A 13,263-nucleotide genomic window follows, 5' to 3' on the forward strand; every position below is an offset into this window, starting at 1 on the left:
TAAGAAAAAATCTGGAGGAAGATAAAATGAGTAGTTTGCTAATACAGGATGAGCCATTATTAGTATTACCTCGATTAGCAAGTAAGATTGGATTGAACGAGGCAATTTTTCTTCAACAAATACATTATTGGCTCAAGCGCTCGAAACATTATTATGATGATCGTTATTGGGTCTATAATAGCATTACAAATTGGCATAAACAATTCCCGTTTTGGAATGAAAGAACGTTGAAACGTATTGTTAAAAATCTAGAAGAGTTTAATTTATTGATAAGTGGTAACTATAACAAATTAAAGTTTGATAAAACAAAATGGTATTCAATAAATTATGACAGACTAGTTGAATTAGAAATAGATAACGATTGTGACAAATTGTCTCAACGAAAAGAACATATTGTCATGATGGAAAATGATAATATGTCTCAACCAATACCAGAGACTACACAAAAGATTAACTCAGAGAATACCACTCAAAAAGATATAGTAGAGATAATTAATTATCTCAACAGTGTATGTAATACAAGTTATCGTATTTCAACTAAAAAGACACAAATGTTAATTAAATCTAGACTACAAGAGGGATTTAATATAAATGATTTCAAAGAAGTTATTGAGACGAAGGCGAAAGAATGGCTTTATACAGAACAGGCAAAATATTTAAGACCAGAAACCTTATTTGGAACTAAATTTGAGGGATATTTGCAGCAGAGAAAGATGGTGAAATCAAATGGCTTTAACAAAGGTAACAGATATAGTACAAAGTCTTTCGAAGAAAATGAACTTCCTTTCTGAAACATGTGTGATATGTAATCAGGAGAGGAAGCGAATTGTAAGATTGATGGAGATTCAGGGTGAAACGATTTGTCCAGTATGTCGTTTAGAAGAAGAAAATAGAAGGTTAGAAAAAGAAATGAATGTTTTTCGTTATGAGAAAGAGGAAAGAAAACGTAAAAGTATATTTTACGATCAGAGTCTTATTAAAGATGAAACGATTAAATTAGCTAGATTTTCGACATTTATATCAGAATGTGAAGAGGATGAAAAGAATTTAATTTTAGCTAAAAAGGCTCTTACAGACTATTTAAATGATATTCGATTTAATTTGATTCTTGTGGGGAAAGTTGGAGCCGGAAAAAGTCATATTGCATACTCTATAGCGCATGAAATGAATGAACAAAGTTCGGATAAAGTTATGTATGTTACAAGTTCAGAACTCTTTGATTACATACGTTCGACATTTAATACGCAATCTTGTGAAACAGAGCATAGCATAACAAATATGCTAATTTCTATGGATTTATTAGTCATTGATGATCTAGGAGCAGAGCTAGGGGATATGGATATTAATGATTTAAAAGCCACAGCATTTGTAAATCGTGTGTTATTTAAACTATTTGATGGACGACAAGGGAAAAAAACAATTATTACAACGAATTTAACAGGTGAGGCAATTATAAAAGCGTACGATGAAAGAGTTACATCTCGTATGTTTAATACATATCGACACATAGAATTTAAAAAAACAAGAGATAAGCGTAAGAGAAAATTACCTTTTTAAGAAAAGAATATATATACAGATAAAAACATATTGTTCAAGAAATTTGTAATGTATGAATTGGTTCGGAAGTTAAGAAAGAATATGAGGAACGGAAAGAGTATTTGATTAGAAATTCCATGTATGTACATTGAAAGCAGTTTTTAAGTTTATTCTATATGTTTTAAATAATTAAATGGAGGCATCTTGAAAATGAGAACATATAAAGGATTTGAAGCAATTAAACGAATGAAAACAAATTGGATTACAACAGTACAAGAGACACCGATGTGTTGGAAGATAGAAGGTGAAAGAGTGATTGCTGATTATTTAGGTAAAAAAGAAAGCTATCAACAAATTAATTTCTTTTTTGAGAATGAATTTATAGATTGTAGAGAAACAATTCGAAAAGGAGAACTATTGTATATTGAAAATGAAAAAAGTGAAAAATTCATCGCTGAATATTGTAAAGAAAATGAAAAAGAAATAAAGCATGGTAGTTGGTTCTGGATTAATGGAGAGGAGTTCTCTAATCATTATGGTCATTTTGAAAAGAGTACGAAATTAAAAATTAGGAAAGCTGAAAAAAGTGAAAAATTATTATTTGAACGGGCAAAATTATTCGCTATTAAAGGGCGTAAAATAAATGAGTTTAGACTTGGTGATGTAGTTGAAAGAGATAATAAATTGTATAAAGTGGCTATTGTAAAAAGTAGAAGTGAATCTCAAATTGTAGTAGGATGTGTTCCGATTAATGGGGGCGCAATTTGTTATTATAATTCAAAAGATATTGAGATTCAATTTTTCGTTGAAGATATGGTGGTGTAGCAAGGTGAAGTTATTTTTAATTAATCAACTTATTGAAAATGGAATTTACAAATATAAGGATAAGCAATTGTACGAATTAAATAGTGATGAGTTAATAAAATTAATCAAAAATCATAAGGATAAGAAAATAAATGTTAGCAATACAATGTATGAAATAATACATGAAGGATATAAGCCTTAATAGCAAATCATTGTAATGATTTTGATATGTGAAATTTAAATTATGATTAAGGATAAATGATAAGAAAGGGGCTTAACATGTTAAATATAGAATTACCAGTATTAAATAAAGAAGCTACTAAAGAAAATGTACTGAAAGCTATAAAGAAATACAGATTATTTATGAAGTGTAATTATCTTAATGAAACGGTACTCTCGAAAGAAAATATATTAAAAGAAAACGCGAAAGAAGAGCGGGTCAATTATATTATTGCGATGAACAAAGGGTTAGAAAAGCTAGATATTGAAAGTGATAGAATAATTATTCAAAAATATTTGTTAAAGAATCGAGTTAATAGATATGAGGTTATGAAAGAGTTGAATTTATCCGAGGGAGATTATTATAGAAAAAGAAATACTGCTTTTTACAACTATGCATATGCATTAGGGATTGAGGTTGAGGAGTGTTAAGATTATTAATCATAAATAAGTTTTTAATATGGATTATAACCACCTGTGTAAACAAACAGGTGGTTATTTTTATGTAAAAAAATGATGAAAAAGAGATAAAAATGAATCGTTATATACATATATCATATAAGTACAAAGTAGCAATGATAAATAGTATTAAGGAAGATTTTTTAAAAATAATTTTAGTTTTTGATGAGAAAAAATAAATGGAAATTAAATGTAGATTTAGATGGTCTCTATTTTTAACAATTTTGCTTTGTTATAAGGGTGGGAATGGTATATGCGAGATTTAATTATCCAATATAAAGAAACGTTATGTAAGCTAGAGAGTGCAAAAATAAGTGCAAAAGAAGAAGAGATTAAAATATTAACAAGTATGATTAGTGATGTCACATATGCTTTGGAGTGGATGAAGAATGCAAAGATGCCAGGTAATCGCAGGGGAATAGAACGTAGAGCTGCTTATCAACGAGAGAAATCATATGATTCCTTGTTAATGCAAAGATATTTTCGTAGTACTGATACAACATATGAATGGGATGATGAAAACAAAGAAAGTGTCATTTCAGAATGGGAAAGAATAAAACTAGAAGATGCGCTCTCTACTTTGACAAAATATGAAAGAGAAATATATATCATGTCAAGAGGAAGAGGCATTACACAAGAGAAAATTGCTAAATATTTGAATGTTTCAAGAAGCACAATTAAAACGATTCTATATAGATCTGAAATAAAAATTGCTAAACAAGTAAGAAAAAGTCTTTTCTGCGAAAGTAGTTAAGGCTTTTTTTATTTACAAATACATTCTTGTCACCATAGTGCCACCTATAAATAGAGAGTAATAAAATAAGTTTAAATGAAATATAAAAAATGAAGAATGGATACTAGCAAAAAGAAAGAGTAATCCAAAGGATATCTATAAATTAAATGAGAGATTTTAAAAGTGACGGCATCTTTTTATTTACTACAAAATAGGCAGTAGTACATGAAAAACTACAGAAGGATGCGATTAGATGTTAGAACAAGATATAGATACTATGCCAATATGTTCAATTTGCCTTGAAAAATGTTTGTGGGTTTTGAAATTTCCAATCACAATTCAGTATTGTGAACAAATGTTAATTCGTGAGGTAGTTGACGACAATATAACAACAATATGTATTGAGTGTTTAGAAAAAGAAATACAAATGATGAGTTAAAACGGGAGGAAATGCTAGTGGCGCGACCAATGAAATTGAATGATGAGCTGATAAATAGGTTGACCCAATATATTAAAGTAGGGAATTATATTGAAACCGCATGTGCGTTAGTTGGAATAAGTAGAAGTATAGTTTATGTTTGGTTAAAACAAGGGCGTAGGGCAATTGAAACGAGTGAAAAGACAGGTGAAGTAGTACCGAGAAAAGATAAGATTTATGTGAAGTTAGTCATGGAAATTGATCAGGCATTAGCATTTAGTGAAGCTAGAGACGTTGAGACAATTGGGGAGCATGCAAAATCTAATTGGAAAGCCGCAGCATGGAGATTAGAAAGAAAATTCCCAACTAAATGGGGAAGAAAAGATCAATTGCAAGCAAACGTAAATCATTCAGGAGAAATGAAAGTAGAGCATAATAAAATGGCTATGAAAATTGGGTGTGATGAGGAAATGCTTGATTTAGCTATGAAATTATTTGAGAAAGTTCAAGGAGGAGAATTACAATCATGACACGGATGAATGTGCATAAGTTAATAGATGAAAATACATTTAAGGAATTGGCAAAAGTGAACTACCCCTTTCTATGTTCAGTATACACATAAGGGATTCTATAAACATGCAAAGCACACAAAATTAATAACAAAGATTTGCCAAGATTTAATTGAAGAGAAATTATCGACTAATAGATTAATGGTGTTTATGCCACCTAGGCATTCAAAATCACAGTCTATAACAGAAACATTGCCAAGTTGGTATTTAGGAAAGTATCCAAATAAGAGAGTTATAGAGGTATCTTATGCATCAAGTTTAGCTGAAAAGTTTGGTAGAAGAAATCGTGCTAAGATTGAAGAGTTTGGTAAAGAAATATTTAATATTAGAATTGATGAGCGACAAGGTTCCGTAACAGATTGGGCACTACATAACCACTCTGGTGGAATGTTGTCTGTAGGAGTTGGTGGTTCGATTACAGGGGAAGGAGCAGATTTATTAATTATTGATGACCCTATTAAAAATCGCCAAGAGGCCGAATCAATTACATACCGAAATAGACTATGGGATGAATGGGAAGATACTTTATCTACACGTTTACAAAAAGGTGCAAAGGTAATTCTAATTTTGACGCGATGGCATGAGGACGATTTAGCTGGTAGATTGTTAGAGAAAGAACAGGAGAAATGGACTGTGTTATCAATTCCTGCTATAGCAGAGTCAAGGGATGATCCATTGAACAGAGAAATAGGAAGAGGCTTATGGGTTGAACACTATGGCCAAAATTATTATGAAGATAAAAAGAAGTTTTCCTCTGCACGCTCTTGGTTATCTTTATGGCAACAAAAACCATCAAGTGATATAGGGAATATTTTTAAAAGGAACTGGTTTCAATATTATGATGTGTTACCAAATTGGGAACAATTTGATCAAATCATTACTTCCTGGGATATGGCTTTTGATAATACTACAAATAAAAGTTCATTTGTGGTTGGACAGATTTGGGGAAAAATAGATGGAGACAAATATTTAATTGATCAAGTGAGAGCGCAAATGAATTTCCTAGAAACAAAGAAAGCATTTGTTGTTTTTCATCATAAATATGAGTCGATTCTTCGGAATTCTGGTTTTAAAAAGTCCATTCCGAAATTAGTTGAAAAAAAAGCAAATGGCCCTGCCATTATTAGTTCATTGAAGAATGAAATAAGTGGTATTATTCCTATAAATCCACAGGGTTCAAAAGAAACACGTGCTGAGGCGATATCCCCTGAATTTCAATCTGGAAATGTATATATACCTAATCCTAAAATACAATCTTGGGTATATGATTATGTAGATGAATTAGCTTCTTTCCCATCTGGTAAGCATAATGATCAAGTAGATACAACGTCACAAGCCTTAGAATACTTTTTTACTAAGCAAAAAAAAATAATGGGTGGAAAAATAAAAAGAGTTTAGCTGAACATGTAATGTTCAGCTTTTTTATATTGGTAAAGTTTTTATGAAAAACATTGAATAGATGATTTGTATATGAAAGGAGGCATAGGTTTTATGGTTGAGAAGAAAGCAATTAAGAATGTGAAAGTACTTAAATTACAAAATCGTGAGATGAATTTACGTAATGAGGAACTTCAAAGTAAACAAATGGCAATTGATCCATTTGCACAAGTGTACGGTGATAAAGAACTAGTAAAGCCTCCATATGATATGCAAGTATTATTAAATTTGAGAGAAAGTAACCCTATTCACTCGGCATGTATTAGTGCAAAAGTAAATGATATTGCTGGTATGGGATTTGATTTTGCACCGCTAGATGAAGTGACAGAGGCAAATCAAGAACAATATAAAGAATTAAAGCGTTTTATGAGGTATTGCAACAATGAAATGACAAGTAGCGAAATACTTAGGGCAGTTTGGGAGGATTATGAAACTGTAGGTTGGGGAATTATAGAGGTTGTTCGTAATTTAAAAGGAGAACCAACGCAGCTTCACCATATTCCAGCACATACGGTACGTGCGCATAAAGATAAGATTCGATTTGCACAGATTGTAAATAATGAGGAGAGATGGTTTAAAAGATTTAGTTATCCATATGATTTTAGGTTAGTAGATGGAGAAATCATTAGTGATAGCTTAGATGAAAACTCGTTATTAGACACTGAAGAAAAAGCTGGTGAAGTTATTGTAATTCGTAAATTTGGTTCTAGATCATCATACTATGGTATTCCCGATTATGTGAGTTCTATTGGTTCCATTGTAGGATCACAAGCTGTAAGAGATTACAATATTAATTATTTCACTGGTAAAACAATTCCAGATGCTGTTTTGTTTGTTGAGGGTGTTGATGAAATAGATGATTCAGTTGAAAGAGAATTAAAAACATTTTTCTCTGTCGAAACAAAAGGAGAACATCATAAGTTAGCAGTTGTTCCTGTCCCTGAAGGAGCCAAAGCTCGCTTAGAGAAATTAGGGCCTGATGTCAAAGAAGCGAGTTTTCGTTTATATCGCCAAGATAATGCTATGGAAATTTGTGTAGCTCATCGAGTTCCACCATATAGAATTGGTTGGGCTATGACAGGATCACTTGGACAGACGACAGCAAAAGAAATGAATGAAATGTATAAAAGATCAATTATTGAACCAGGTCAACAAATTTTAGAACATCGATTAAATACACAATTATTTAAAGAGTTTACAGGAACATTGGGGGAATTGGACTGGCAGTTTCAATTAAATGAAATTGATACAGATGATCGAGCAAGTGATATGCAATACGCAATAGATGGATACGAAAAGAGTATATTAACAAGAAATGAATGCCGAAAAGTTATTGGATACGAACCAGTTCTAGAAGGAGATAAATTTTTAAATGAAGATTCAAACTCGATTTAGTAGTCTTGCTAGAAAGTAGGAATATATTATGCCAAATGAATTGAAAAATGTAGAAATTAGTTATGTTTCATTAGTAACAAAGGGGGCTAATGGTAGGCCATTTGCAATTATGAAGGGTATGAACATGAATGGTTCTAACGTTTTGAAAAATGTCCCTATTTTAAAGAGGGAAGATGAAAAACAACTTGTAACAGGGGTTGTTTATGAACCAAATATAGAAGATGCACATGGTGATATCATGACGGCTGAAGAAATTGAAAGAGCAGCTTATAATTTTTTGGAGAAATATAGATATATAGATAAAAACCATGACGAGTTGGCAGGAAAAGGAACAGTAGTAGAAAGCTGGATTTCTAAAAATAATACGGTTGTTGGAAAACAAAATATTAAAAAAGGAACATGGCTTATGACTGTTCGAGTAGACGATAGTGAAACATGGAAAGAGATCAAAAAAGGGAAAATTACAGGCTTTTCGATGGGAGGGGTTGGAGAAAGAATGGAGATGCCACAAATGGATGAGTTTACACAAGATGAGAAAGGTGTAATTCGTAAGATGTTTAATTTTTTTAAGTCACATTATGACGAGGAACAAACTCAGGAGATGGATAATCAGTCAGTAAATAGTAAACAAAACTCTAAGATGCAAAATGTATTTAATTTGTTTGAAGATGTATTTTATGTTGGGATTTGGGAGGGAAATGTAGATATTAAGCGAATGGTTTCCACCTTAGATGAAATGAAGGACATTTTAAATACAATGAAGGGTGGTGATACAGATTTCTCGCCGGATGATATTACTATTAATTCCATAAATGAAGTAGGCAAAATCTTATATAAGAAAAATGATAAAAAATTTGATGAAATGATTTCTTTGATGAACCAAATTAAAGAAAATAAGTTACAAAAAAACGCAGATCAAAATTCAGATGAGATTGCAGACATTGTAAAGAGAGAAATGGGTCCTTTTCTTGAGAGATTACAGGAGTTGGAAGAACAGTTAAATAAAGAACTTGAATCAACTCATGATACTAATGAATTAGAAAATGACAGAGAATCTAAAAAGACAAGTGAATTTATTCAGAAGGTAATAGACCCCATTTCAAAGAGACTTGAAGTAATTGAGCGATCAGCACAAGTTCGTAAAAGTCTTGGGGCTGATGCCAAACCAACAAACGAGATGAGAAAACCAGTAAATAAATGGGTAGGATTAGATCTATAAAGATAAGGAGAAATGAATCTATGAATAATAAAGAATTATTAGCACGTATTGAACGAATTGAAAAGAGTACAATGACAACAGGAGGAATGAAAGCGGGGCTATTATATCCGGAACAAAGTAAAGAATTTTTCCGAATGGTATTTGATGCAACTCCATTTTCTCAATTGCATCGTAAAGAGATTCGCAAAGCGAAAAAAGGTGAATTAGATAAAATTGCAATCGGTGGTCGAATTTTACGTAGGAAAATGGAAAATAGTGATGATGGCTATCGAGCAGGTGTAGAAACGTCGAAAGTTGAATATGATACAGTTTCTATTCGTTTACCATGGGAGATTACGGAGGAGCTACTTCGAGAAAATATCGAAGGTGAAGGATATGAAGATACTGTTATGACATTAATGTCAACTCAGTTAGGTATTGACCTTGAAGACCTTCATTGGAATGGGGATGTAACTTCAGAGGACCCATTTCTACAAATTAATGATGGCTGGTTAAAACAAATTAAACAATCAAGTAAATCTCATATTGTCGATCATTTTAAATTAGTGACGGGAACGGGAGATGCTGAAGCTAGCGCTGGGTTTAGTAAAGACTCAATCTTTAATTTATCTAAGGCGATGCCTAATAAATATAAAAATGAAGGTTTAAAGTGGATTATGTCACCTGCTCGTAGAGAAAAGTGGATTGAATATTTAACAACTCGTTCAACTGGTTTAGGAGATGCTGCGTTATTAGGTACAGGGGATCAAGTGAATAAGCCGTTGGGGTATGAGATTGTCACAGTCCCTTCTATTCAAGATGATGTAATTATTTTTGCAGATCCTAAAAACTTTATTGCGGTAAATACGTATGACACGCGAGTTCGTAAGACTGTAGAAGGTAAATCTGCTGTTATGGAAGATAAGCGTTTCTATGTTATTCATTTGGATGATGATGCAGTTATTCAAGAAATGGACGCAGTAGCAATTCTTACTAATATACCTGATAAATTTGGAAATTAAGTAAGGTAATTTGTATATGAAGATTATAGAATTAAAATTAGGCGGTACATATACTGCATATGGCTATACTTTTTTTAACGGAGTAAAGGAAAAGGTTGCAAATGAGAAAGCAAACTATTTACTAAGTACAGGACATTTTAAGTTAATAGATAGTATAGAGGTTAAAAAGAAAGAGAAGTAAAAGAGGTGGAAGGATGGAAATTACTGTACAGGACATAAAGAACAGGGTAAATGTTCAACGAATGCCCGATACGGTAATCCAGGAGCTCATTAGTCAATATGAATTGATTACTAAAAACTATTTGAGAAGTAAGCCAAGTAACCCAATGAAAGAGAAAGTTAGAACAAGTAAATTGGCTTGGCTTTCTTTTCGAGCAGAAAATTTAATCAAGGTAATCCATATTGGTTCTGGAGAAGAAGTTACCAGTTCAGTTTTTTCTGATGGTTGCACTGTATATGGTTTAAGTGAGAATCAATTATATGAATTTGAGTATACCATACAAGATTATGATGGGCTTTTGACTTTAATGAAAAAATGCATCATCGATATGACGTGTTATGCGGTAATTCGAACAAATCTACAATATGAAAATATGAAAAAATCAGCAAATATCGGAGATTATTCATATGAAATAAATATTGAATCGCTAGATGAAGAAACTGTTAATAAAAAGATTTTAAAAGTATTAAAAAAATACCGAAGTAGAAACCCTTTAATAGCATTATGAATGAAAGAATAGGCTGTGAGCATTAGATATGGAAGAATTATATATACATGAAGTAACTGTGAAAAGGAATCAAAAGGTAAAACAGCCGGCAGGAAATTTTAAAGAAGAGCCTGTCATTATTTATGAAAGAATGAAGTGTCGGGTAACGACACACACAGCAGTAGATAATGAAAGGTTAAAAAGAAATAAACAAAATTTTGAGCCGAATTTTAAAATTTATACTTCTGCAGAACATAACATCCATACAAATGATGTAATTTATTTTCATGATTATGTATTTGAGGTAAGGGGAGAACCAAGAAATCCATCATTTTTAAATCACCATATTGAATTGTATTGTGAGTTGTTGGAATAAAATGACGAATACATCGGAATTCATGGTTACACGTAATGTAGAACAGGTTAAAGAACAACTCAATAAAATGATGGTAGAAAGAATTATAAGTGCTTGCAATCAACTGCAACGAGAAATGAAACAAACAGTATCAGGTAGTCACAATGGTGTGAAGTATAAAATTCCACGATCAAGTCGCACATATATTGCTTCAAAACCAGGAGAGACATTTGCTTCTAGAACGGGAGAATTACAAGATTCTATTAAATATGGCTTACATATTACAGATACCGAAGTAGTAGGTACGATTGGAAGTCAATTAAAAAGAGCGGTGTATGTCGAAAATGGTACAAGTACTGTAGAAGCCCGACCTTTTTTCTTAAAAACGTTTGAAAAAGAGCGTGGGGAATTAAAAAGGACATTGGGAGGAGAACAATGACGACAAAAGCGATTGCAACAATTAGAAATATTATTGAGAAAGATACAATTGTGCAAAGTAATTTATCGAAATATGAAGGAGAGCCCGCTCTGACATTTCAAACTGCACAAAATGATATGAAAATGCCTTATGTGGTAATGAGAATTGAATCTAATAATCCAGATGATATAGAGGTAATTGATCGTATGATCCTCACTTTTGATATATATTGTGGCCAAGGTGATTATGAAAAAGCGGATGTAATTTCAAGGCGAATAGAACATTTGTTAGACAGAGAAGCGGGATTGTTAAGAGATTCTGGTATTATTACAATTCATCGAGCAGGCAGTATTACAGTTCCAGATGAAGATCCATCAATTATTCATATTAGTATTAAGTTTCTTGTACGGGTAGGAAGAATGGAATTATATTAAGGAGGGAAAAAAATGAGTTGGAAGCTTATTAATGGTGTACGTGAGGGTACAACTGATAATTTTGTTATTGGACCGGGTGTAATGTATAAAGGTTTTAAAAGTGTTAAAGACCTAGGTGAGATGTTAGGAGCTACTACAGGTGGCTGTAAAGTCGGGTTTACTAGAGAATACTATGATGCTGATATTGATGGTGTTTTAGGAAAACTAGTTCGCGGAAAATGGCTATTAAAAGATGAACCACATATGGAGGTTACACTAGTAGAATTTACGAAAGAAAATTTAGAGTTAGCTCTACCAGGCGTAGATGTAGATAGTACGACTGATAACGATTATAACATTGTAAAACCAACCAATGAAATTAAAGACGCAAGTTATAGTGATATTGCAATAGTAGGTGTAGTTTCAGGAAGTGATATTCCGGTTATTTTTGTTATCCGAAATGCAATGGTAGTTTCTTCTGTAGAAATTGATTTAAAAGATGGTAAAGGAACTGTAGGACTTAAATGCAAATTTATTGGTCATTATAGTGAAAGTTCGCCTAATACACCCCCTTATGAAATTTATTTACCAAAGAAAAAAGCACCTAAATTACCTACAACAAGTAAATAAGTTGTAGGTTTTATTTTTAGGTTATAAAAGGAGATATTGAATATGACAACAATGCTAGAAAAAATGATGCATAATAGTACAGAAATTACAATTTCAGGTCAGAAGATGAAGATGAGACGTTTAAATGTAAAAGATGTTTGGCGTTTTACTAAGATTATTTCTAAAGTTGGTCGTCATGCAATGACTGATTTTATGGAGTTTGGGAAAGAAAAGAATGAAATTGATGAAAAAATTCAATTGGCTCAAATGAATGAAGAGCAACAAGAACAGTTAAATGAAATTGAAAAACAAAAAAAAGAAAAGGGTTTAGAGTTTGTCTTTCAATTATTGTCTATGATTCCGGAATGTGAAGATGAGTTTTCGGAATTTTTCTCTAGTCTATTACAGATTAAGCGTGAAGAATTCGATCAGTTACCACCAGAAGCCATGGTAGCAGTTATTGAGGGATTATTAGAAAGTGAAGATTTAATGTCTTTTTTCAATCAGGTCAAGGGTCTAATCAAATCTCAAAGTCTCAAGTGGAACAAACAAGAAATGTAGAAAATGACTCTAATAAATACATAGAAGAAACAGAGCAAAATATGCTAAGGGCTTTTGATAAAGTCCAAAAACGGTATGGATGGACAGATGATTATGTCTTATCCATACCGTATTCTCGTTTAATGGACTTATTTTCTTTTATTAGTCAGGAAGAGCAGCAAGAAGAATTAAATGAATGGAAAAAGATGGCCTTTATCGGATTTCAAACAAGGCAATTAGAAGAAGGAACAACTTTTCAGGACTATTTGCAAGCTTTTGGACTTACGGAATCTACGTCGGATGGGGAAGAAAATGAGACTATGGAAGTTTGGTCCAAAGAGGAATGTATCGACCATGCAAATAAGCTGATTGCAGAGTTTCAGTTTGAAGACGATAAGGAATAAAAAACTTCCTAGTTAGAAAGGGGGGAG

The 13,263-nt window shown here is 32.2% G+C and carries 20 protein-coding genes; all 20 read left to right on the forward strand.

Annotation, left to right across the window (positions count from 1 at the left end; genetic code table 11):
* Window positions 1-26 precede the first annotated feature (26 nt).
* The 20 genes from N2V79_RS28025 to N2V79_RS28120 all read left to right on the forward strand — a co-directional run bounded on the left by N2V79_RS28025 (window position 27) and on the right by N2V79_RS28120 (window position 13,236).
* Window positions 27-791: a conserved phage C-terminal domain-containing protein gene (locus N2V79_RS28025; protein ID WP_340720450.1), complete on the forward strand. Its 765-nt coding sequence runs from the start codon at window positions 27-29 to the stop codon at window positions 789-791.
* Window positions 727-1,557, forward strand: a complete 831-nt coding sequence (locus tag N2V79_RS28030; RefSeq protein WP_048538558.1) for an ATP-binding protein — start codon at window positions 727-729, stop codon at window positions 1,555-1,557. Before N2V79_RS28025 ends, N2V79_RS28030 begins: the two co-directional genes overlap by 65 nt.
* A 189-nt stretch (window positions 1,558-1,746) precedes the next feature.
* Window positions 1,747-2,361, forward strand: coding sequence for a hypothetical protein (locus N2V79_RS28035; RefSeq protein WP_340720451.1), 615 nt, complete (start codon window positions 1,747-1,749; stop codon window positions 2,359-2,361).
* Between the two features lie 4 nt (window positions 2,362-2,365).
* On the forward strand, window positions 2,366-2,542 hold the full coding sequence (locus N2V79_RS28040) for a Fur-regulated basic protein FbpA (protein WP_000765291.1): 177 nt from the start codon (window positions 2,366-2,368) through the stop codon (window positions 2,540-2,542).
* Window positions 2,543-2,619: 77 nt separating this feature from the next.
* Window positions 2,620-2,991: a hypothetical protein gene (locus tag N2V79_RS28045; RefSeq protein WP_000931950.1), complete on the forward strand. Its 372-nt coding sequence runs from the start codon at window positions 2,620-2,622 to the stop codon at window positions 2,989-2,991.
* 280 nt (window positions 2,992-3,271) lie between these two features.
* Window positions 3,272-3,772 carry a sigma-70 family RNA polymerase sigma factor gene (locus tag N2V79_RS28050; protein ID WP_001205173.1) on the forward strand — a complete coding sequence of 167 codons (501 nt, stop codon included), beginning with the start codon at window positions 3,272-3,274 and terminating at the stop codon, window positions 3,770-3,772.
* A 232-nt stretch (window positions 3,773-4,004) separates the two neighbouring features.
* Window positions 4,005-4,190, forward strand: a complete 186-nt coding sequence (locus N2V79_RS28055; RefSeq protein WP_000892959.1) for a hypothetical protein — start codon at window positions 4,005-4,007, stop codon at window positions 4,188-4,190.
* Between the two features lie 11 nt (window positions 4,191-4,201).
* Window positions 4,202-4,699 carry a hypothetical protein gene (locus N2V79_RS28060; RefSeq protein WP_069603977.1) on the forward strand — a complete coding sequence of 166 codons (498 nt, stop codon included), beginning with the start codon at window positions 4,202-4,204 and terminating at the stop codon, window positions 4,697-4,699.
* Between the two features lie 189 nt (window positions 4,700-4,888).
* A complete protein-coding gene (terL, locus tag N2V79_RS28065; RefSeq protein ID WP_002094259.1) occupies window positions 4,889-6,136 on the forward strand; it encodes a phage terminase large subunit in 1,248 nt (415 codons plus the stop codon).
* A gap of 93 nt (window positions 6,137-6,229) precedes the next feature.
* Complete coding sequence (locus tag N2V79_RS28070) at window positions 6,230-7,570, forward strand: phage portal protein (protein ID WP_340720452.1); 1,341 nt, start codon at window positions 6,230-6,232, stop codon at window positions 7,568-7,570.
* Window positions 7,571-7,598: 28 nt separating this feature from the next.
* Window positions 7,599-8,789 (forward strand): XkdF-like putative serine protease domain-containing protein, encoded by a 1,191-nt coding sequence (locus tag N2V79_RS28075; RefSeq protein ID WP_340720453.1) that lies wholly within the window; start codon window positions 7,599-7,601, stop codon window positions 8,787-8,789.
* Window positions 8,790-8,809: 20 nt separating this feature from the next.
* The gene (locus tag N2V79_RS28080) at window positions 8,810-9,790 is read left to right on the forward strand and encodes a phage major capsid family protein (protein ID WP_001060156.1); all 981 of its coding nucleotides are present in this window, start codon (window positions 8,810-8,812) and stop codon (window positions 9,788-9,790) included.
* 16 nt (window positions 9,791-9,806) lie between these two features.
* The gene (locus N2V79_RS28085) at window positions 9,807-9,971 is read left to right on the forward strand and encodes a YqbF domain-containing protein (protein WP_000691127.1); all 165 of its coding nucleotides are present in this window, start codon (window positions 9,807-9,809) and stop codon (window positions 9,969-9,971) included.
* A gap of 13 nt (window positions 9,972-9,984) precedes the next feature.
* Complete coding sequence (locus N2V79_RS28090) at window positions 9,985-10,518, forward strand: hypothetical protein (RefSeq protein ID WP_000406978.1); 534 nt, start codon at window positions 9,985-9,987, stop codon at window positions 10,516-10,518.
* A 28-nt stretch (window positions 10,519-10,546) separates the two neighbouring features.
* Entirely contained in the window at window positions 10,547-10,873 is a 327-nt protein-coding gene (locus N2V79_RS28095; protein ID WP_000392019.1) for a hypothetical protein, read from the forward strand.
* Between the two features lies 1 nt (window position 10,874).
* A complete protein-coding gene (locus N2V79_RS28100; RefSeq protein WP_025117878.1) occupies window positions 10,875-11,291 on the forward strand; it encodes an HK97-gp10 family putative phage morphogenesis protein in 417 nt (138 codons plus the stop codon).
* Window positions 11,288-11,704 (forward strand): hypothetical protein, encoded by a 417-nt coding sequence (locus tag N2V79_RS28105; RefSeq protein WP_000208342.1) that lies wholly within the window; start codon window positions 11,288-11,290, stop codon window positions 11,702-11,704. The genes N2V79_RS28100 and N2V79_RS28105 overlap by 4 nt, the downstream gene beginning before the upstream one ends.
* A 12-nt stretch (window positions 11,705-11,716) precedes the next feature.
* Window positions 11,717-12,313 (forward strand): hypothetical protein, encoded by a 597-nt coding sequence (locus N2V79_RS28110; protein ID WP_000118565.1) that lies wholly within the window; start codon window positions 11,717-11,719, stop codon window positions 12,311-12,313.
* Between the two features lie 42 nt (window positions 12,314-12,355).
* On the forward strand, window positions 12,356-12,853 hold the full coding sequence (locus tag N2V79_RS28115) for a hypothetical protein (protein ID WP_000210326.1): 498 nt from the start codon (window positions 12,356-12,358) through the stop codon (window positions 12,851-12,853).
* Window positions 12,832-13,236, forward strand: a complete 405-nt coding sequence (locus N2V79_RS28120) for a hypothetical protein (protein WP_000438520.1) — start codon at window positions 12,832-12,834, stop codon at window positions 13,234-13,236. The genes N2V79_RS28115 and N2V79_RS28120 overlap by 22 nt, the downstream gene beginning before the upstream one ends.
* The last annotated feature ends 27 nt before the right edge of the window (window positions 13,237-13,263 follow it).

Source organism: Bacillus sp. CH_70, assembly GCF_038007045.1.
GTDB lineage: Bacteria > Bacillota > Bacilli > Bacillales > Bacillaceae_G > Bacillus_A > Bacillus_A cereus.